We start from the raw sequence: 20,921 nt of genomic DNA on the forward strand, positions 1-20,921 counted from the left end.
ATCAAAGCTGAAATCATCTCAGTTCTTCTTCCCCGCTGCAGGGTGAACCGCAACCAGTTCGAGATCATAAATCAGCACACCGCCTGCTTCCAGCGACTCAGTGCGGCCACCAGGAGCGACAAAGACTTCCCACTCAGCGCCTGGCTTCATTTTGACCAGCGCCGTCTGCAGGCCCGGCAACATCTTGCTGATCGGATAGGTGCGCGGGGTGCTGTTATCTGAGCGCGTGGTCGCGATGGTCGTACCATCGGTCCGCTTGGTGGTGAAGTGAATATCTACCGTATCACTGGCCTTGGGGCTGGCACCCGAACCGGCCTTGATAACCCGGTATTGCGTGCCGCCGGGGAGTTCTTTAACCCCCTCTTTTTTGAGATTAGCGGCCAGGTAGGCTTTGGTGGTTTGGTAGTTTCTGGTGCGCTGATCCGCGACCACCTTCTGCTTAAGCGCCACCAGCAACGCCGTCATCTCTTTGGGGGCGATCCGGGGCTCGTTGGACGCGATGGCGTCCTGAATGCCCTCCACCACCGCAGTGGCGTCAAGACCTACACCCTGGCTCTTGAAATCGCCGCCGATCTGATAGCCGAGGCTATAACTGATCTGCGCGGTTTCGTCCTTCAGGTCGACCTTGGTCGCCGCGAAGGCACAGGCGGTGCAAAACAAACTCAGCGCTATGGTGACAAACACATGTTTTTTCATAAATTCTAAATCCATATCTGGCAAGTGGAGCGTTCCACATCAGCACGCTAAAATCATCTCGAAGGGGCCGGCATGACACACATCATGCCGGCCCGATCCGTTTTACTTGTTAATCCTCAGGTACATCACTGTCCCGAGCGAAGCCGGTGCCGCAGCACTGTCGACCGTGATAATGCTGACCGGGAAGGTCGCGAAGGTGCTCCCGGCCTTGACGTTAACCGCGGTCGGAGTGCCACTGATCAGACCGGAGGGCGAGATACTCAACCCGGCGGGCAGACCGAAGGCCGACCAGTTATAGGGTGCCGTGCCGCCGACTGCGGTGAGCTGCAGGCTGTAGGCGAAATTGACGGCACCGGTGACGAGGGCAGTGGTCGTGTTGGTAAAGACAGGTGCGGCCAGAGTGAGGGTTGTCGAGGATACGGTCGAAGCCCCGTTGGCATCGGTCACCTTGAAGCTCATGGTGTAAGGACCGGCGCCGGCTGGGGTTGAGGACAACCAGGGTTGCAGTACGGAATACTTGATGGTGCGGTTGGCGAAGTAATCATATACGCCGTCGTTATCGATATCCCAGGCGTAAGTGAGGCCCGGGCTGCAAGTGTCAACGTCGGTGCCGGAACCATTCAGCACCAGGTTGCTGCCGAAGCCGAGGGTGTAAGGTCCACCGGAGCTTGCTGTCGGCGCATGGTTAATGACGTCAATCAGGTTGGTGGCCGAAGAGGTCAGGCCGATGGCGTCAGTCAGGGTGAGGGTGATGCTGTGCGTACCCATGGTCATGGCCGGCAGCGACAATGTTCCGACCGTACTCGGCGCCTGAGCTACTCCGTCCACCGCCCAGACAAAGCTGTATGGTGCGGTCCCGGCGCCGGTGATTGAGGCGACCAGGGAGATCGGATCACAGAGCCCGATGGGGGCGCCCGCATTGGCGGTGAAATTAACCGCTAAGCCACCGGTCACCGTGAGCGTGGTGGTGCTGGAGGTGGTTGTGAGGACCGCCTTGTTGACTGTGCTGGTTGGCGGATCAGGAACTTCGGCGGTGACAACAGCAAAGACCTCATAAGTACCCGCCTGAACTCCGGTCAGGCTCAGCGTATAAGGTGCGGTCGTCGCGGTGCCGAGCAGGTTGGTGCCATTGTAATAATCAACCTTGGTCACGCTTTGCGCCAGGGGCGCGGCGACCGTGACGCTGAGATTTATCGACGCCGGCGCGGTGTAGGTGTAAGGCGCGCCGGGTGAAACATTGAGGGTCACAGCGCCGGGAGAGTTCGAGTAGGTCGAACCGCTCTGGTTATAAGCCTCGATAACATAGATATCACTGGTACCGACCGGGCTGACATCTTTATAGGCGGTATGGTTGGCCGGAACAGAACCGATCTTCTGATAGACGCCGGTGCCGCCGTCGGAGCGCCAGATATTGAAGCCGATTTCGTTGGTGTCGTCGCCGAAGTAGGCATGGGTCACATAGTCGACGGGAGTCGGGTCAGTCCAGCTGAGGTCGACTTCTGGCGTGCCCGGAACCGTATCGTAAGGTGTGGTAAGTGAGAAGTTCGTGTTGCCGACCAGGTTGGTCTGAACCAGCAGAATAATCGGCCGCATCATGTCCATCTCTTCGTGGCTCAAGATGTGACAATGCCAGACGTATTCCCAGCCGAAATCGTGGAGCTGGTTCACAACGCCACCGGCATAAGGCGATGGTGCCACATAGGCCTGACCGGTCGCAGGATCAGTGTTGCTGAGGCCCATAGTAGACCCGATGGGGATCGCCGGGCTTAAGGGACGCATACTGTTGGGGATACCGAAGGGCAACGCCGGGGCCGTAGGCCGCACCGCGACGATGGTATCTTCGAGGGGGCTGATACGGACAGTATCCTTCCAGCCAATTTCGTTGGGCAGCGGATATTCAACCAGTCCGTCCCAGCCGATACGATTGATCACCTGAACATCGAAGATGTGGAAGTGGATCGGGTGCGTGTCGACCCCGTTGTGCGAGATATTCCAGATCTGGGTGCCATCAGCTGCGGCCCCGAGGCTGGTTATCATAACTCCCGGAGGCGAGTTTTGCACGATCTCGGTCGGGACGTCATTAAAACCATACAGGTTGAGGTTAGCATTGTTGGTAGTCGGCGGCTGGATTTCAATCGCCAGGTTACCGCTCATGCGACCATATTCGGGATCAAAAGAAGCGCCCATTTCATCGTGGAGACCCTTGGGTTGCAGGGGTATTTCCACCTTCTCGTTATTAAGGGTGATGAACTTGAGCGTACGGTCCAGAATGGAGGTACGAGCGCCGGCCCAGGGCCAGGTCGAGGTGAAGGTTTTACCCTTGTAAGCCCCTTGATAATCCGGCTGGGTGACAACGATCGGCTCCATGGAGCGCTCAAACAATGGCAATCCACCGGCGTTGAGCAAGGCAGCGTGAGCCGGATCATAGGGATCGATGGCGGTCGGATCTGCGGCGGTGGTATATTCCTTCTGCAGATCGGCCAGATTAAAGGGGTGAGTTGCCGGGTTCGTAACCGTGTTACCGACAACAATCTGCATGACGGTACGCGTATTGGGTCCATAACCGGCAAACGGGCCATGTCCGCCTTCCCAGGCGCCGGTCACCGTGTTGAACCAGCCACCGGCCCCGTAACCGCCTGAATCACGGTTATCAGGCGCGCCGGTGTAGTAGTCATAGACAAAGAACAGCGCCGGCCAGGCCGTGGGAGCGTCATTGTAGACGATCAGGGTTTGACCCGCATAGGCCGAGAAGTCGACGACGACGTCGGCACGTTCTGCCGGCATCAGCGCGAGAGAGGTCTTATAGACGTTGCCAACCCAGAACGCTGTCGGATCGACACGATAGGTGACAGGTTGCGGATCAATAACGACCGGTCTGGGCAGGAACCCGGCATCGTTACCAATCTGAATCCAGGGCGGGCCGAAGTTACTGCAGCGCCCGGTGGTACAGTCGCCGGGATCAGGCACGCCGCCTTCACGACCATCGGTCGGCCAATCTGCTGGCCACCCGGGTGTCGTGGTGGCAGGCACCAGCTTGACTTCGGTTTGCGGCGAATATTTTGCGCTGACCGTATAGTTGTTGGTCGCGTTGCTGACCATACCCGGAGGAGTGCGCGTGGAGCCGGGGGTGATATCGCTGAGCTGTGTGGGATCGGCCTTCATAATCATGAGGTTCGAGCCACGGTCATTGGCAGCATTCAGGATGCGGAAACGATAGGCCTTGGGCTCAACTTCAAGCCGCGGGAAAGCGGTACCGTTGACGATCCAGGTGTCAAAGAAGGCCTCCATACCCATGGACGGATGCGGGGTTGCCGGGATCTCTGGCGGCTGGCCGGGGGTCTGACAGTCGGCCAGAACCCAGGGATTGCTGCTGCTGCAGTCAGGATCATAGTAGGGGTTGGCAATCGGCGGATGAGTAATAACCGTCGGGGGGTAGAACCAGGGACCATAGAACCAGCGGCCGAAGGGATTCACGCCGCCCGGAGAAGTAGGATTCTGGGCCGGCATGTAGACGTGTGAATACCAGAGATCACCGGTCTGGGGCTCGCGGGTCTTGCCATCGGCGGACATGGGCCCGGTACCCCAGTTCCAGAGGGGATCGGTCAAACGCACCGTCGGGGTCATGACGTTGTTATCCAGAGGATTGGGCGTCAGGGTCGCATCGACAAAGGTACGGTCCTGGATAACCAGTGGAATCTGGTCGGTCGGGTTCTTGCCGGGGATGATCTCCCGATCGATGAGATCCTGCTCGTACCGGTCAGTAATCAAATAGCCTGCGGCCATACCGGCGAGGACGTTGAGCCGGGTAATACCAAAGGCGTGATCGTGGTAAAACAGCAGACGCGCTGACTGCTGGTTGGTGTAGTAAAAGGTCATGGACCCTGGACCCGGATCGGGCATGTCCGGCACCATGGAAACACTGACGCCGCGCGGATAGGGGGTCGGTGTGGTGCGATCGGAGACAGAGACCTCGTTAGCCGGGGTGATCCACTGGTGAGGGGTGCCGTCACTGATCCAGGGAGTGCGGCCACCGTGCAGGTGAACCGTAGCCCGGGTCTGGGGAAAATAGTCACAGGTGTTGTTTTCGTAGTCAGTGTTGTTACAGGGTGAGCCGTCACGGTTCAACGGACCCTCCCCTGCGCCCATGACTGACTGATCAACCGGAAGAAAGAGATCGCCTCCGGTCCCGGCCGGGAGCTTGTTGGTGAACTTGACCCGCACCGGCCGATTGCGTCGCGCCACGACAAGCGGGCCCATGAAATGCTGACCCGCAGGCGCGATGGTGTTACAGCTGTTGTCTGAAGGGGTCGCACCAGCGGTACAACCACCGGCAACCGCCGTCTGGTCGGTGCCGTTATTGGTCTGAACATAACCGCGTGTCGGCGTGCCGAGCGGCATGTCGGAGTGCATCACCTCATGCCACTCTTCAAGACTGATTTCGTAATAGTCGCTCCCTGGATAGGTCACCGTGTCAGGCACCGCGACCGGCAGACATTGCCCCAGCTCATTTTTACCGGCAAGGCTACAATCGAGGGTCGGCAACCTGTCAACAAATTTTGCCAGTGGCGGAGAATAAGCCCAGTTAGCCGTGGTGTTATAATCGGGTACGTTGGGGTTACCCGCGGCATCGAAGGGCGCGGTCGGAATGGCCTTGAAATCTATGCCGAGAATCCCCAGCGGGTTGACCTGCGTTTGCCCCTTGACCCGAATCGTCGGATCCGCCTGCATCAGCTTGTATTCATGAATCTGTTGACGCAGCGCCTTAAGCGATTCGGCGGCGGCACGGCGCTCAGCATCGGAGACTCTCTGCTCCATCTGCTTGCGTACCACCTCGGTTTTTGTCACTAACTCTGGCGTGACAGCGGTATACGCCGACGCGGAGCAAACCCCGGCGCCAAGCACCAAAAGGGTTAAAACTAAATTTCGCAGGAATGCTCGTCCGATGCTTGTCATTCGTCCCTCCTTCGTTTTCGTCCTCATATCTGGACCTTTCATTTAGCGGCTAGCGGGGATATTTACATTTGCTAATAGTTAATTCAGCACTCTTTAAGTGCATAAAATTACGAGATTCTTATAGATGACTATTACAGGTAACATGCCAATTTAGAGCCTGAGGCTAACTGGTGAATTTTACTGCAACATCTTGTTGCAACACCAAAATTCAAGCCTCAGAGGGGTGCGAAAATCAGGACAAATTAATGGATGGGGTGCAAAAATTAGTACAAAAGGGGGAGTCTGGCTCAGGGACTGGCTCCTTCAGGTGCCTGTCCCTTTTTCGACCGTTTCAACCAAGGGGGACAGGCACCTTCGGAGCCTGTCCCTATTTTCAGCTCGACTGATTTTTTTATTTGTCAGTGACAGATTTTGAGGGACAGGCTCCTTCAGGTGCCTGTCCCTGTTTTCACTTTAACTGGTTTTTTGACTTTGTTAGCTCGGGGCCGGTTATGGGTGTATCGACATAGACGGTCCAGGGTTGCGGCAATTCGATGGGTAATGGTGCGAGGAAGTTATTTGACTGCGAATCAGGGGGACAGGCACCTTCGGAGCCTGTCCCTGCGGAGCGTTGGTGATGCGATGACCTGGGCAAGGCTGCTGTCGATTCGAACATTTTGTGTGAATCAGGGGGACAGGCACCTTCGGAGCCTGTCCCTGCGATGCGTTGGTGATGCGATGACCAGGGCCAGTTTGCTGTCGATTCGACCATGTTGGCGCGGACAGGGTTGCCTTCGACGTAGCGGATAACCGTGAGTAATTGTTCGCTTTCGTTAATCGCAAAGCTCTTATAGCGCCCCTGCCACAGGTGGCCGCTGCTGCCATAATGGAGATGATAACGCCGCGCATGGGTGGTTTGAAACCAGTGCATACCGCGACTCAGTTCTGTGCCCACCTGCGGCCTGACAACCAGATGGTAATGATTCGGCATCAAACACCAGGCCAGCATTTCGACTGCGTAGCGACTGCTCATTTCGGCCAACATCTCAGTGAAGGCCTGATAATCGCGGTCTTTATGAAACACCCGCTGCTGACCGTTACCTCGATTGATCAGGTGGTAGATGCAGCCATCAACGAGTTGCCTTGCTACTCTTGGCATGGAGCCCCCTCCTCTACGAACGAGTGTAAGATTAGGGGGACAGGCACCTAACGGAGCCAGTCCCCAATGAAAATATTGTACTTCCGGACCTTCAGGGACTGGCTCCGTTAGGTGCCTGTCCCTTTTTCGACCGCGACCGTATCGACCGAAGGGGACAGGCACCTGCGGAGCCAGTCCCCAATGAAAATATCGTAAGACCGAAGGGGACTGGCTCCGTTAGGTGCCTGTCCCCTTAAGGAAGCTGTCCCCTCCGATAACGCCTAGCGAATCACCCAGGGGCTGCGCGGGATCAGGGCGGGTTCCGGACCGGGGCCGATTTGCAGGATATAACAGCCCTTGGAGGCGTAGCGTTGGCCTGAGCCGAAGCTGAGGCGTTCATAATCGAAGACGATCTTGTCCATCTGCATGCTCAGCACATCAATGAGATAATCGCGGTTAAGATTGTCGTAAAGCAGCCGTAACCCCTGGGTGACCGACTGAGCGAGCATGACGGCCGTCCGGGTCGCGACACGCTTGTCGGCAAAATTCTTATAGGTGGTATTGATCGGATTTGGCGCCAGCTTGCCGAGCCCCTCTTCGTCCCCGAAATAGGGTTTGAGTCGGTAGGGGAAGGTGATATAGACCTGGGGCCGCAAGCTGTCAGGGATTGTGGTGAGTTGAGCGCCCATGATGCTGGACGAGACAAAAATACTCGCATCAGCGGCCGCTTGAGCGGCGATATCCTGCAAGTGCGGCAGGATTTTGGCGTCGGCCCAGATGAAGAGGAATTGTGGCTTGATATTGGCGATCAACCGGGAAAGCCTGGTCTTGTCCTGCAGAAGTTCAGCCGTCACCTCGATACGCTCGACGGTCGCCTTGGCCGCGGATTGATTGACGGAGGAAAACCCCTTGGCCAGGGCACGTCCGGCGTCCGAGTTCTGCACCAATTGCAGGATTCTGCCCTGCGGCTTTTTTAGGAGCAATGGTTGCAGAAAACGTGCTGCGGCCTCGCCTTCCTGGAAGTAGCCCTTATTCAGGTAGAGGGTATACCAGGAGTCGCTGTCGACCACGGGCAACATGGTGATGGGAAACAGACAGGGTAAGCGTTGTGCCTCACAAAAATCGTGGATAGGTTGCCAGCTCTGGTTGGAAATCCCGCCGAGGACGGCAAACACCGGGTCGGCATTATAGTAGGCGGCAAGCTGTTTTGCCCAGGTTTCGGGTGGGCCTTTAAGCTCCCAGAGCGCCAGGGAGGTTTTTCGAAAGGAATACTTCATGTCGCCGGTCGGTTTGTAACCAAACTTCAGGAAGTCACGGTACATATCAAGCTGATGGTTCTGGGAGGCAACGAAGCGCCGCAGCTGAACCAGCATCGCTTCGCGATCTGCGGCGCTGACATCATCAGTCAAAATTGTCGCAAACTTTATGAGAGTCGGGCTGGCCCCCGGGGAATCGTGGGCCGAGAGCAGTTCCAGATAACGCACCAGAATGGCCATATCAGACGGGGTTAAAGGATAGCGCGGCATAATGCCGTTAAAAGTGGTCCCTGCAGGGTCATCCCCGTAGCGCAGCGCCTCCTTAAGGCTTTCACGCGTATAGGCGGGCCGTTTCTGAATGGTTTTGGCGTAAGTATAACGCCCGTTAATATCAGGACGATCCTGAATCGACGGCGGTCTGATATAGGGTTTATAGAGTTTGCGTCCGGTCGCCGCAGGCGTGACCACTCCGCCTTCGACTGAGCCGACTCCAGAGCGCAGGTGACAACTTTCGCAGGAGAACGCCGAGCTGTCGACACTCATCTCTCCATACAAAGCTTCCATTACCTGGCCCGAAGGGAGAATCCCCTCGCGATACATGCGCTCGCCGAGATGGAGAACCTCGTCATCCGTGAGGCCATGCAGCAGTGGATCGGGATTCTCCAGGTAAAATTCGAGTGACCGGTCTTCAGCGACCGGCGTCAAGAATTTGTTCGCGGGGTCGGCTGGTTCTATCGAGCTGGTCACGGCCACAGCCAGGTTCGCGCGTGCAAAAAGCAGCAACAGCAGGCAGAACCCCTGAGCCAGTCTTCGGGTCATCAATTGCAATCTCCTCGGGTTAAAAATTAAAATTTATAGGCCAGACCTAAAAGCCCGATGTGTGCCTTCATATCAAGGGTGACCTTGCTGCCATCAACCAGCCTGAGCTCGGGTTGTGCGCTGATAAAATAGCGGTAACCCAGATCGAGCCGCAGGCGGGAATTGATATCCATAGTCAGACCACAACCCCCCTGCCCGGCAAAGACGACGCTCTCGTCATTTATCACCGGCAGCCCGCTGACCCGCAGCTGATCAACACGCACCTGCGCGGCACCGAGTCCGACGCCGAGGTAAGGGAGCAGCCACGTCCGGTTGTGAAAGACCGTGAAGGTGTTGAAGAGCAGACTGCGGACCTGTATCTCGCCGCTGGCGGGAAATAAGCCGTCACTGAATTCGGCCCGGGTGAGGCTGTTGCTCGACTGGGTGTAGGCCAGCTCAACCCGCCCCTCCCCCAGCACACTGTAGGCGGGCAGGTCATAACCCAGGGTCAGGGTCACCAGCTTTCCCGGGTCACTTTTAAGATTAAACCGACCGAGGCTATCGGTTGCCGAGGCTTTCCCCAGAGTCGGAACGCCGTAATATGCCCCGAGATAAAGACCGCTGTGTGAACCTGCCAGAGGCTTGGCCTGGGCCGTTGTGCAGAGCAAAATCATGACAAACAGGGTGCTCGTCAGCTGCCGCATGTTCATGTTGCATACCTTTCTTGTTGTACTTTCACGCCAGGGAGACAATCGGCGGCCCGACCCGGCGACAGATGGAGTTTTTAAGCGTTTAACGCTGTGGGTACCAGATTAATAGCTGTTAAATCCGGTACTGAAATCGATGCCGGTCAGACTTTGAGTGTCCAGGCTGATCTGGACCGGGTCCGTGAGCAACGGATAGCTACCGCAGGCCTCGCCGGAGTCGCAATTTTGTCCGTCGTTGTCCAGGTCGCTGCTTGCGGTCACGTAGTATTTTCCAGTGCTCAGCCCGGTAAAACTGTAGTGATAAGTCCCGCTGACAGGATCAGCGCTGACACTGAGAGTCTTCAGCCGGTTACCGGTGGCGGGGTCGACCAGATAGACGGTTTGCCGTCCCGCGTCGGCCACCCCGCTGGCCCCGACCTGCAGCAGCAGGGAGACAGAGAAACTCCCCGGCGTATCGGTGGTAAATGTGACCGCGTCGCTGTACACCCCGTCACTCAACCCGGTCCTATCGACCGTCACTGTATAATCTCCAAGGCCGCTGCCGGGCGGCGCCTCGGTACCCAAAACCACGGAGCTGATCCAGGGCGCGGTAAAGCTGACGCCGGTGATGTTAAGCGTGCCCCCGCCGGCATTCGACAGAGTGAGAAGGAGTTTGCTGGCGTTGGCCCCAAAATTCAACAGGCTCGGACTGAGTGCTAGCGAGGGCGGCAAACTGCCGCCACCGGCAAGAGCCAGAGTGGCGAGCAGGGCTTTCTGGGCATCAATCAACCCGTAACCGAAGCTGTCGTTACGCACCGCAGCCCCGTCGGCGCCGAGGTCCTGGGTGAGGGCGCCGGCGGCCAGCAGCAGATCGAACTCCGCCGGCGTCAGGGTCGGATCAACGGCCAGCATCAGGGCGGCAACCCCGGCGACCTGGGGAGCGGCCATGGACGTTCCCATGTAGGGGACATAGGTATAGGTCAGGGGTGTGGTGCTGTCGTTGCCGCTGGTACTGATGATGCCGTCGGGGACACCGTCCCCATTGCGGTCGGTGGTCAGATTACCGCCCGGCGCGGCGACATCGATGAAGGCGCCATAATCTGAATAAGGTGCGAGGTTTTTGTCAATATCAACAGCACTGACCGCGACAACGTCGGCGTAGGCCGCGGGGTAGACCGGCAGATTTTTCGCCGCGTTCCCCGCCGCCGCGACCACAATAATCCCGGCATCATGCAGCTGAGTGTAGAGATCCTGTTCGGCCTGTGAGAACCCGCCGCCACCAAAGCTGAGGTTGAGGACATTGGCCGCGGTCACCGGGAAGCTGTTTGCATCGTTGCTCAGTCCGGCGGCATAACGCACCCCCTGGATGATGTCATAGCTGGTGCCGTAGTTCACGCCCAAGACCCGCACCGGCATAATTTTCGCGGCCCAGTCGACGCCGGCGACTCCGAGGGCGTTATTTCCGGCGGCGCCGAGAATACCGGCGACATGGGTGCCGTGAAATGAGCTTGTGCCCCCCGGCAGGCTATGATCGCCGGGATCTTCGGGGTTCGGATCGATGCCATCGCCGTCTGCGCCGCTCAGGGGGTCGGAGACGAAGTCGTAACCGGCGCAGTTGTCCGTAGCCGTACACAACCGCCCGATAAGATCGGGGTGCGCGGACAGGACCCCGGTATCGAGGACCGCGACCACCACAGACGGACTGCCGGTGGACAGATCCCAGGCCTGCGGCAGATTGATCAGCCCGGCCTGCCACTGCACAGCATAGGAAGGATCATTGGGGACCAGCAGCGGACGACGGATATAGTTGAGATCTGCACTGGCCACATCGGCCCGGCGCCGCAGGCTCTTGACCTGGTCAAGGGTGGCGCGCTTCGCCTGCTGCAAGGCGGTGCCGGTCCCCTTACTCAGGGTGCCTGTCCCCGTCGCACTCTGGGCGCGAACTGCATTTGCGCTGCCGCTCAGGCGGTAGAGTTGCGACTCGCCGGGACGGCCCGCAAGGGGCTCGAGTCCCAGGCTTGAAAGCTGGCTGGTCACCGCCTGAGGCGTTATTCCCGGAGCGGGCTTTTTCAGCCGGACGATGACCTGGTTGGGCACGAATTCGTCCTCGATATGCAGGGAACGTGACAGAGTGGTGAAAGGGGCCTGTCCGATGCTGAGGGTATAGTTCGAGCCGGCATTGAAAGCGTAGACCTGCAGATAGTAATCACCGCTGGTCAGGACCTTGATCACCTCCTGCCGCGTCAGCCCCTCTGAGGTCTGGGCATCCAGCAGAGTGGTGGGATTCACCAGGAACAGGTCAAAATCGGGATTAGCGAGATTGGCGCTGTTGCCATCATGATCGGAGATCGTCAGGGTAACCGTTTGTCCGGCGGTCAGGGTGACCCGGTACCAATCCTGGAGATCGGCGACGGCGGAGAAACGGTCGCCGCTTACGCCGGTCGGAACGGCGGTCGCATACCCACCCAGAGTGACCGGGTTGGAGAGGGTTTGAGCATTCGCCGGGTCATCATTACTGACCGCTCTGGACTTGGGGTCGTTAGTGTCTACATCGACAGCACTCGTCGCAGCGGGCGTGATGGTTCCGCTCAGGCTGTAGGTTTCAGATGCAGGTGCCCCGCCCCCGGGTTGCGAGACCAGAGCACGCGTCGGGGTGCTGTCTCCGCAGGAGGCCAGAAACAACAGGGCAATAAACCCGAGCCCGACGAAGACCATTTTAAAGCTGACAGACATAGACACCTCTAAGTTTGTGTGAACTGTGCAAGCCGGCGACCTGCGGGTTCAGGTTCCTATGGGCCCTGTAAGTCCCCTGTCACAGAACTTTTTGCCTTCTCCCTGAAGGAGAAGGTGCCCGCAAGCCGAATGAGGGGAGCCTTCTGCTACCCTCCCCCTCCTCTGACCCTCTCCCTGGGGGAGAGGGAATTGAGCAGAATCTTTACTTTTACTTGCCGAAATCTAGCCCGGCCCTGCGGAACTCCTCAAGAAAAATCTTGCCGGTCAGCATGCCATTGAGGCGGATCCAGTTATTATGACCAGGCAGTCGGATAAAATTAAGCGGCTGATGGTCCATTTTATCGGCGACAAACGCATTAAACGCCGTGGTAACCTGATCGATTTCGGCCCGGCTTCCGGTCAACAGGGTCCAACCCGGCTTGCCATGAAATTTCTGCAGGTAACGGTTCAGGACTTCGGGCGTATCATGTTCGGGATCGATGGTGACGGAAACCAGCACCACCTGATCACTTTTATCCCCCAGTTGGCGCTGCAGATCGATATAGCCCATGGACAAGAGAGGACAGATGGTGGTGCAGGTCGCGTAGATAAAATTAACGATGACCGGCTTGTCGCTTTCAAGCAGACGAGGCAGAGAGACCATCTTGCCGGTCTGATCCTTCAGCATCAAATCGGGAATCTGGTAAGTTTCGACGCTGCGCGTGTAGCCTTTTTTATCCATCATCGCCTTATGCTTGGCATGATCTGCAGCCGACATGCCGGACATACCCGACATCCCCGACATCCCGGACATGCCCGACATTGAAGTGTGCTCCGCGCAACCGAAAAGGCTAAAAATCAAGCAGACCGAAAGGATAAACAAACATGAATTTCGCAAATACATAAGAAAGCTCCCTGTCAAGGTTAAGGCGTTAGAATAAGAAGAAGTAATTTTGACCGCGGGGGAAAAAGGTTCTGCTCTGCCAACTGACAGCCTGGTCTTCATCAGGGATGATCGAGGCCATTCAACTGCTGCCTTTTCTGGCGTCACCATAGCCGTGTTTTTTTAAGCGCTTGTTCAAGGTCTGACGACCAATGCCGAGCATCTTACTTGCAAGACCCTGATTACCCCGGGCGAGCTTCATCGCTTCATCGACCATATAATCCTCGACTTCACCGATGGTGGGAAAATGGCCGAACAGGGTCTTGAGAGGATCTTCATCAGCGATCACCGGTTTTTCATGCCCTGTAGAGGATCGCTGATGATCACCAATCACCGCGCTGAACGATTTCATCGACAGGACTCCGCCGGTATGACGAATGACGGCATCACTGACCAGGGCTTCAAGCTCACGAATATTCCCCGGAAAGTGGTAGACACTCAGAACAGCGGCGAGTTCAGGCGGGACGGTCGGTTTCTTTTTACCCAGATTTTTTGCAGCAGCATTCAAAAAATGTTCCAGCAACAGCGGAATATCTTCCTGTCGTTCCCGCAACGGCGGGACATTAACCTGGTGAGCGAACAGACGATAGTAAAGGTCGTTGCGAAAGCGGCCCTCAGCAATAAGCTGCTGAAGATTGCGGTTTGTCGCCATGATGAGCCGCGCATCACTCTTTTGTACCAGATCCGAGCCGACCGGATAATATTCCTGCTCTTGCAACAGGCGCAGAAGTTTAATCTGCGAAGCCTCGTTCATGTCCCCGATTTCATCGAGAAACAGGGTCCCGCGCCCAGCTTTGGCGATCAAGCCGTCGCGAGTGACTTCGGCGCCGGTGAAGGCGCCTTTTTTATGCCCGAACAGGGTGTCCGTAAACATATTATCATCAAGGCCGGCGATGTTGACTGCGACAAACTCCCCTTTACACCCACTGATTTTATGAATAGCTTGTGCGACAAGCTCCTTGCCCACACCGGTCTCCCCGACAATTAATATCGGTTCTCGGGTCGGTGCAACAACCTCGATATACTGGAAGAGCGCGCGCATCTTCTTGTCGCCGGTGATAATTCTGGTGAAGACTTCCGGATAGTCCAGGCGGTCGGAGAGCATGTATTGCTTGAGCGATGAGAGCTCTTTGGCCATGCTGCGCATTTCAAAGGCTTTCCGCAAAGAAGAGACCAGCCGGCTCGCCTCTACTGGCTTGACCAGATAGTCAAAGGCGCCAAGTTTCATCGCCTCGACCACCGTGTCTATCTCGTCATTTGCCGTGACAAGAATTACGGGTATATCAGGATATTCCTGAACAATTTTAGGGAGGAGTTCGATGCCTGAAACCTTGGGCATGCGCAGGTCGAGCAAAATAACCGCAATCGGCTCCTGGGCAAGGAATTCAAGGGTTTTTGAACTGTCAGACAGGGTGACGATGCCATAAAACCCATGCGCCTGAAGACTTAATTTTGTTGACTGGAGATTTTGTTCCTCATCATCGACCAACAGAATTTTTCTGATCTCGGAAAACGGTGGTACCACGCTCAACCTCCCCCGGATATTGGAATCACTACAAGGACCATGTAACCGACATTCTTTCGCAGCTTGCTGGTTTTTGGAAACCTCAGCTGCGGTGCGCTTTAAGCCGTCTAACTTAGGTCGGGTAACAGAAATCATGCCTTGCTGCCCCGCCAACCCCCTACGCAATTTTACGAAATCCCATCAATTACAGGGTACTAGGAAGTTTAACAGTAAACGTTGTCCCGCTGTCAAATGAACTGAAAAATTCCAGCTGCCCGCCATGATCCTTGATGATCGATTGACTGATTGAAAGCCCAAGCCCCGTCCCTCCTGAATCAAGCTTCGTTGAAAAAAATGGTTCCAGGATTTTTCCCTTCAATTCATCAGAAAGTCCGCAACCCTGATCATGGACTCTGATCAGAATCTGCCCGGAGTCGGGATCAAGGCTGGTCGATATGGCAACCGAACAGCTTCTGTCAGGCAGTGCCTGACACGAGTTCATCAACAGATTGATGACGACCTGGCCCAATTGTTGGGAACTGCCTTTGACCAGGGGGAGATGCCGGGCGAGATCAAGTTGAAAATTGTCCGTATACTTGGCCAACTCGTAATGCAGCATGCTGACAGCGGAGAGCACCACATCATTTATTTCAATGTCCGTTAAGACAAGAGCCCGGTCTTCCCGCACAAAACGTTTCAAATCATTAACAATCGCCTTGATTTTTTGAGAGCCGTCAGTCAGGCCTTTGAACAGAAGCGGGACCTGAGTTTCCAGTTCATTGAAAGGGAATCCTCCCAGATAAAAATCGCCGGTCTCGCGATAATATTGCTGCAGGATGTACTGAGCATCATTCCAGACTTTACCCAGCAGCTGCGCATTCGCCAAAACATAATTATTCGGATTATTTATCTCATGCGCTATCCCTGAGACCAGCAGCCCGAGAGATGTCATTTTGTTGGTCTGGATTAATTTAGCCTGTAATTCGCGGGTTTCAGCTTCGAGCCGCACCCGCTCACTGATATCGCGCAAGGTGACGTAGATGACAAATTCTCCACGCAGAATTATTTTTTTCGCGCGCAGGGAGATCGTCATCTCGCTACCATCGCATTTGTGGTGTCTCAGGGTTTCAACTTCAATCTCACCAGAGAGATCAACCTCAGCAATGGCCCGGGTAAATTGCTGAAAGGGTTCCTCGTCACAAAACAGCTGAATACCTGAGGTCAATATTTCCTGTTTGCTGAAGCCATAGAGTTTTTCCGTAGTCGCATTCAGATCGAGGACTTCACCCGTCCCCGTTTTAAAAAAGAGGATGGCATCTTCGGTTTGGTCAAATATTTCACGAAAAATGTTGTTGCTGGCCAGCAGGGCCTCCTCGGTCGCTTTTCGTTGGGTGATATCATGAAATAAGAGCAGGTATTCAACCGGGCCGTCCCGCTTGACCTGACTGACCGACAGGTCAAGTACCAGGGGGACGCCATCCTGTCGTTTGGATTTGAGATCATAAAACTCAAGGGGCTGATCGATTTTTTCATCAGCTATCCTCATCAGCTCTGAAGTCAGCTCGAATTCATTTGAATCCAACAGCTCCGCCGCTGATTTCCCGATGACCACCTGGGCCGGAATCCCAAAAATTTTCTCTGCGGAGCTGTTGAAAGATTCAATTATGCCCCTCAGGTTAACCTTAATAATGGCATCCGCCACCTGATCATAGATGAGGTTGGTTCGGGCGCTTTCAGAGAGCGCATGACGTCTGAGAGGACGCACCACCAGAATGTATAACAGCGGTGAAATCAGCACCAGAGTGACGAACCCGTCCAACAATTGATACTGAACGTCCGTTAAATGAAACTGGAAATGCGTAAAGGCGATCTCTTGCAGGAGATCGGCGAGAAAAATCATAAAGAGCAAAAGAACGACAAGGGTTCCGGGCGCGCTGACAAAATCGGCCAGGGGTTCAAATCTGAGGTGAACCTCGAGGCGGTAGAGGAGCCACCAGAAGAGCGGCGCACTGAAAAGGACGGTTAAGGCGCCATCATAGACGCCGGCGAGTTCGGTGGTGGTGTCTATGCCAAACCAGGGCAGGCACAGCATGAGGCTGAATTCAATCAGGAACAGAACGGCAAGCACCAGAAAATAAAGCGGGATCACATTCTTGAAAAAATAGAAACCGGGCTTAACTTTGCCACGAACAGCAGGCCTGAACACAAAGAACCACAGAGGCAGGGCGATGACGCAAAGCAGCAGGGTTGCGTCGATCAAGGCATCCTGGACTACAGGGATGCGGGCAAACACATTGCGATAATACTGCATGACCAAAACTTCAGCGGCAAAAACGGCCATCAGCAGCAGACAAAAAACGCCTGCCATCGTAGAAAACTGAGTCGGTTCAGCCTCAGGCTTGGTCATTGAAAAGTAATCCCCTACAGCAAAGTAAAAAACTCACACCTTGGAATTATACCCTTTCGGGTTGTTGCATTGCCAGTTCCAGCCGTCGCGACACATTTCGTTTAAGCCTTTTTCGGCGAACCATCCCAGTTCGCGGTGGGCAAATGAGGGATCGGCGTAGCAACTGGCGATATCCCCCGGCCTCCGCGCAACAATCTGATAAGGGACCTCGCGGCCGGAAGCTCTGGAAAAGGCCTTGATCATATCCAGAACCGAGTACCCCTGCCCGGTGCCGAGGTTGACGGACACACAGCCAGGTTTCTGCGCCAGGCGCTGCAACGCGCGCAGATGTCCCCGGGCTAAATCAACAACATGAATATAGTCCCGCACGCCGGTTCCGTCAGCGGTTGGATAATCGCCGCCAAAGACCGAGAGAGAGTCACGTTGACCGACTGCAACCTGTGCAATGAAGGGGAACAGATTATTGGGTTTCCCCTGAGGGTCTTCCCCGATCAAGCCGGAGGCATGCGCACCAACCGGATTGAAATAGCGCAGGATTGCGATGCGCCAGGCAGGGTCAGAGACCTGCAGATCACGCAGCATCTCTTCAATAAAGAGCTTGGTCCTGCCGTAAGGATTTGTCGCTCCGGTTGGAGCATCTTCACGAATCGGCAGGGAGCGGGGATCCCCGTAAACAGTCGCCGACGAACTGAAGACCAGGGTTTTGACGCCAGCGGCAGCCATGGCTTCACACAGGGTTGCGCTGCCAGCGATATTGTTCTGGTAGTAAGACAGCGGTTTTTCGACCGACTCCCCCACCGCTTTAATCCCGGCAAAATGGATAACCGACGCGATTTCATGGGACTGAAACACAGCATCCAGGGCAGACCGGTCACAAACATCCGCGCGAATCAGCTCTACTGATTTTCCGGTGATCCGCTCGACACGTCTCAGCGCTTCGGGGGAGCTGTTACTGAGATTGTCATAGACGACGACCTCGTAACCCCCTTGCAACAGTTCAACAATGGTATGGCTGCCGATATAACCGGCGCCGCCTGTAACCAGAATTTTCATTCAGGGCCCCTGCAGTTATTAAATAGTTTTTTGAGAGAGGGTTTCCAGAAATTTCCGGTCGAGGATCTCAATTCGCTTGCCCTCGACCAGGATCAACTCTTCATCGGCCAGCTTGCGCAGGCTGCGAGAGAGGGTTTCGCTGACAGTTCCAAGGTTTGATGCGAGCTGGCTTTTGTTGACGGGGAGCTGACAGCTGCCGTCCGCTTGAGGTTTAAGGGTGAGCAGGTAACCGGCCAGGCGCGCCGGAACATCCTTGAAGGTCAACTCCTCGATCTGGTGTGCGAACTGACGCAAAAACTGCGACAGCCCGGCAATCATATTGATGGCGATGCCGGAGCGCCGATGCAGAAGATCAAGAAACTCCCGCCCGGGCAAAAACACCAGTTCAGCAGGACAGAGGGTTTCGGCGAATGCCGGATAAAGCCCGTCACCAAATATGGCCGCTTCGGCGAAGGTGTCGCCGCTGTGGACAATATGCAGAATCCGTTCTTTGCCGTCTGCAGAAAGTTTGTAGATCTTGATGCGCCCGGCGCTGATAACATAAAATCCGCTGGCGGCCTCCCCCTCCGAAAAGAGCAGGCAGCCGCGCTCTTCGGTCTGGAGCCGCGCGAGGGTGCACAGCGCATCAAGATCCGCCTCAGGCAACCCGGCGAACATGCGACAAAACTTGAGACCGGCCCTGATTTTATCCCTGTCATTCGTGGCCATCAGCTCTTTTCCTGTATCTGTTTGAGTCGGTCGATGACGTTCCGGCTCTGATCCCGCCGCTTTTCCATGTCATTAAAGATGAGCATGGCGAGTTCACTCACGGAGTCGACGGCGCCCTCAATAGCATCGCTGTTCTGGCGCTGCTGCAGAGTCGCATCAACCATCCCCTCGGTCATGTGACGCACATCCTCGATAGCACGGACAATACTGCGTGCCCCCTGCGCCTGTTCACGCGAGGCGCTCGAGACCTGTTCGGTCATGTTTCCAAGCTCTTCGATGGAGCGGGTAACGAACTCCGCCGAAGTTGACACTTCACGGGTCGCCTGCCGGATCCGCAGCGCCATTTCCATGGCCTGACCAGCAGTATCGAGGATCTGGCCCAGCGCCATATCGGCTCCTCGCCCCTTGTCAAAACCATTGTCGACCAGTTTCTGGGTGTTGCCGATCTGAGTTACAACCTGGATCATGCCATTCTGCATATCACGGATCAAACCGGCGATGGCGGCCGAGGAGCGGCCCGACTGTTGGGAAAGTTCACGGATCTCTTCGGCTACGACCGCGAAGGAACGCCCCTGCTCTCCAGCCTGCGCCGCAATAATCGCGGCATTCAACGCCAGCAGGTTAGTCTTTTGCGCGATATCTGAAATAACCGAGGTGATACTGCTCACCTCGGAACCCAGCCCGGAGAGCTTGCTCATGGCTGTCGCCGCCTCTTCGACCCCGGCGCGGATTCCGGTCAGGCCTTTGAGGGTCTCCTGTACCGACAGGGCACCATGCTCGGCGCGTTCACTCGCCTGTTGCGACATCTTGTGCGACTGCACGCTGTGCTCTTCGACGCTGCGAATCGCGGCGGCTATCTCACTCATGGCAGAGATCGACTTCTCCATAAATTCTGAGAGCTGCAGGATATTCCCGCCAACCTGCTCAATTGAAACCGAGATCTCCCCGGAAGCAGACTGGGTGGCATTGACGGCATCACGAATGACGTCGGCGGAGCTGGCGATATCCCCAACCAGCTTTCGCGTGGAGCTGGAGGAGGCCTTCAGTGAAGCGAGCAGTTTCTGATAACGTTCGCGGTAGTCATTAAGCGCCTTGAAGGTCAGTTCAAGTTCATCTGTCAGATTAACCACCGCGCCGACCAGCTCCATGCGGACAATGGCCGCCGACAGTTGCCCGGTCAGCAACTTCAGCGTATCGGAGTCTGTCTCCTCCAGGGGGCGGGTACTGTTTTTATTGTCGAGGCAAATCAGGGCAGTAACATTGCCGTTGACCACCACCGGGCTGATCAAAAAGCTCTTGGAGCGCAACTGCGGGATTTCATCACAGGGGGGCTTAAGGCGGAAGTCCTCAGGCATGAGCTGTACGTCATCGATAAAGAACTGGCGTTTCTCGATAACTGCCTTGTAGAGGACACCGGCTCTTTCATCCAGCGGCAAGGTGACCCCCTGAACAAAAACGTCCCGACCCCCGCGGCTGTCGACAAAGCGCAACAGCTTCTCGGGGGCGTCCACCATAAGCAGATTGACCCTTTCGAATTCGAGCACATCGTGCAGGGCGTTACAGCTCAGGCCATAGAGCTCGTCTTCATCCATCGAACTCTGGAAGCGCGCTGAAATTCCATGAAAATTACGGATTCGATCGTTCAGTTCGCGATAACGCCGGGCAAAATCCTCTTTTTGCCCGGCGACCGTACGGTGCATCTCGTCAAGACGATCGGCGCGCTGATGAATCTGCTGGGCAGAGCGGCCGATAAAATAGCCGAAGAAGCTCAAAACAATCGAAGTCCCTGCCCCCATGTAGATGTAGTGGAAAAGGTTTTCCCGGGTCGCAACAATATCGAGCAGCATGCCGCCAAAAAAACTACCCTCCGCCCTGCCGAAAAAAACCGCTCGCAGCAGCATCCATCCGAGGGGCGCGGCGACTCCGAGCATAAACCCGGCGAAGGCATACAGGTAGCAGCGATCGAGTCCGTCGCTGCCATGAGATGGAGCGACTTGAGGGGAGGAACTAATTTCATTCATGCAGACCTGCCTGTGATTATATGAACCATTAACGAGCACGACTTGCCAATATCTTTGATGCTATGCC

The 20,921-nt window shown here is 55.9% G+C and carries 12 protein-coding genes; all 12 read right to left on the bottom strand.

Features of this window, described 5'->3' with window-relative positions; all coding sequences use genetic code 11:
• Nucleotides 1–18 precede the first annotated feature (18 nt).
• The 12 genes from D888_RS21240 to D888_RS0109600 all read right to left on the bottom strand — a co-directional run bounded on the left by D888_RS21240 (nucleotide 19) and on the right by D888_RS0109600 (nucleotide 20,854).
• The gene (locus tag D888_RS21240; protein WP_020676321.1) at nucleotides 19–696 is read right to left on the bottom strand and encodes an FKBP-type peptidyl-prolyl cis-trans isomerase N-terminal domain-containing protein; all 678 of its coding nucleotides are present in this window, start codon (nucleotides 694–696) and stop codon (nucleotides 19–21) included.
• A gap of 102 nt (nucleotides 697–798) precedes the next feature.
• Nucleotides 799–5,649 carry an Ig-like domain-containing protein gene (locus D888_RS23080; RefSeq protein WP_020676322.1) on the bottom strand — a complete coding sequence of 1,617 codons (4,851 nt, stop codon included), beginning with the start codon at nucleotides 5,647–5,649 and terminating at the stop codon, nucleotides 799–801.
• A 448-nt stretch (nucleotides 5,650–6,097) separates the two neighbouring features.
• Nucleotides 6,098–6,787, bottom strand: coding sequence for an REP-associated tyrosine transposase (locus D888_RS23085; RefSeq protein ID WP_020676323.1), 690 nt, complete (start codon nucleotides 6,785–6,787; stop codon nucleotides 6,098–6,100).
• Nucleotides 6,788–7,047: 260 nt separating this feature from the next.
• Nucleotides 7,048–8,841: a type 1 periplasmic-binding domain-containing protein gene (locus D888_RS0109550; RefSeq protein ID WP_020676324.1), complete on the bottom strand. Its 1,794-nt coding sequence runs from the start codon at nucleotides 8,839–8,841 to the stop codon at nucleotides 7,048–7,050.
• 26 nt (nucleotides 8,842–8,867) lie between these two features.
• On the bottom strand, nucleotides 8,868–9,530 hold the full coding sequence (locus tag D888_RS23090; protein WP_020676325.1) for an outer membrane protein: 663 nt from the start codon (nucleotides 9,528–9,530) through the stop codon (nucleotides 8,868–8,870).
• Between the two features lie 102 nt (nucleotides 9,531–9,632).
• Nucleotides 9,633–12,239, bottom strand: a complete 2,607-nt coding sequence (locus tag D888_RS21260) for a S8 family peptidase (protein ID WP_020676326.1) — start codon at nucleotides 12,237–12,239, stop codon at nucleotides 9,633–9,635.
• 208 nt (nucleotides 12,240–12,447) lie between these two features.
• Nucleotides 12,448–13,041 carry an SCO family protein gene (locus D888_RS0109565; RefSeq protein ID WP_033423542.1) on the bottom strand — a complete coding sequence of 198 codons (594 nt, stop codon included), beginning with the start codon at nucleotides 13,039–13,041 and terminating at the stop codon, nucleotides 12,448–12,450.
• Between the two features lie 202 nt (nucleotides 13,042–13,243).
• On the bottom strand, nucleotides 13,244–14,686 hold the full coding sequence (locus D888_RS0109580) for a sigma-54-dependent transcriptional regulator (protein ID WP_020676330.1): 1,443 nt from the start codon (nucleotides 14,684–14,686) through the stop codon (nucleotides 13,244–13,246).
• Between the two features lie 184 nt (nucleotides 14,687–14,870).
• Nucleotides 14,871–17,072: a PAS domain-containing sensor histidine kinase gene (locus D888_RS23095; protein WP_020676331.1), complete on the bottom strand. Its 2,202-nt coding sequence runs from the start codon at nucleotides 17,070–17,072 to the stop codon at nucleotides 14,871–14,873.
• A gap of 33 nt (nucleotides 17,073–17,105) precedes the next feature.
• A complete protein-coding gene (gene galE, locus D888_RS0109590) occupies nucleotides 17,106–18,125 on the bottom strand; it encodes a UDP-glucose 4-epimerase GalE (protein ID WP_020676332.1) in 1,020 nt (339 codons plus the stop codon).
• An 18-nt stretch (nucleotides 18,126–18,143) separates the two neighbouring features.
• Nucleotides 18,144–18,833 (bottom strand): Crp/Fnr family transcriptional regulator, encoded by a 690-nt coding sequence (locus D888_RS0109595; protein ID WP_020676333.1) that lies wholly within the window; start codon nucleotides 18,831–18,833, stop codon nucleotides 18,144–18,146.
• Nucleotides 18,833–20,854 (bottom strand): methyl-accepting chemotaxis protein, encoded by a 2,022-nt coding sequence (locus tag D888_RS0109600; RefSeq protein WP_020676334.1) that lies wholly within the window; start codon nucleotides 20,852–20,854, stop codon nucleotides 18,833–18,835. The genes D888_RS0109595 and D888_RS0109600 overlap by 1 nt, the downstream gene beginning before the upstream one ends.
• Nucleotides 20,855–20,921 lie beyond the last annotated feature (67 nt).

The organism is Geopsychrobacter electrodiphilus DSM 16401, assembly GCF_000384395.1.
In the GTDB taxonomy this organism is placed as follows: Bacteria; Desulfobacterota; Desulfuromonadia; order Desulfuromonadales; family Geopsychrobacteraceae; genus Geopsychrobacter; species Geopsychrobacter electrodiphilus.

Excerpts from the sequence above, each read along its gene's own strand:
- D888_RS21240 (WP_020676321.1), bottom strand. The coding sequence starts at position 696 with ATGAAAAAACATGTGTTTGTCACCATAGCGCTGAGTTTGTTTTGCACC.
- D888_RS23080 (WP_020676322.1), bottom strand. The coding sequence starts at position 5,649 with ATGACAAGCATCGGACGAGCATTCCTGCGAAATTTAGTTTTAACCCTT.
- D888_RS23085 (WP_020676323.1), bottom strand. The coding sequence starts at position 6,787 with ATGCCAAGAGTAGCAAGGCAACTCGTTGATGGCTGCATCTACCACCTG.
- D888_RS0109550 (WP_020676324.1), bottom strand. The coding sequence starts at position 8,841 with ATGACCCGAAGACTGGCTCAGGGGTTCTGCCTGCTGTTGCTGCTTTTT.
- D888_RS23090 (WP_020676325.1), bottom strand. The coding sequence starts at position 9,530 with ATGAACATGCGGCAGCTGACGAGCACCCTGTTTGTCATGATTTTGCTC.
- D888_RS21260 (WP_020676326.1), bottom strand. The coding sequence starts at position 12,239 with ATGTCTGTCAGCTTTAAAATGGTCTTCGTCGGGCTCGGGTTTATTGCC.
- D888_RS0109565 (WP_033423542.1), bottom strand. The coding sequence starts at position 13,041 with ATGTCGGGCATGTCCGGGATGTCGGGGATGTCGGGTATGTCCGGCATG.
- D888_RS23095 (WP_020676331.1), bottom strand. The coding sequence starts at position 17,072 with ATGACCAAGCCTGAGGCTGAACCGACTCAGTTTTCTACGATGGCAGGC.
- galE (WP_020676332.1), bottom strand. The coding sequence starts at position 18,125 with ATGAAAATTCTGGTTACAGGCGGCGCCGGTTATATCGGCAGCCATACC.
- D888_RS0109595 (WP_020676333.1), bottom strand. The coding sequence starts at position 18,833 with ATGGCCACGAATGACAGGGATAAAATCAGGGCCGGTCTCAAGTTTTGT.
- D888_RS0109600 (WP_020676334.1), bottom strand. The coding sequence starts at position 20,854 with ATGAATGAAATTAGTTCCTCCCCTCAAGTCGCTCCATCTCATGGCAGC.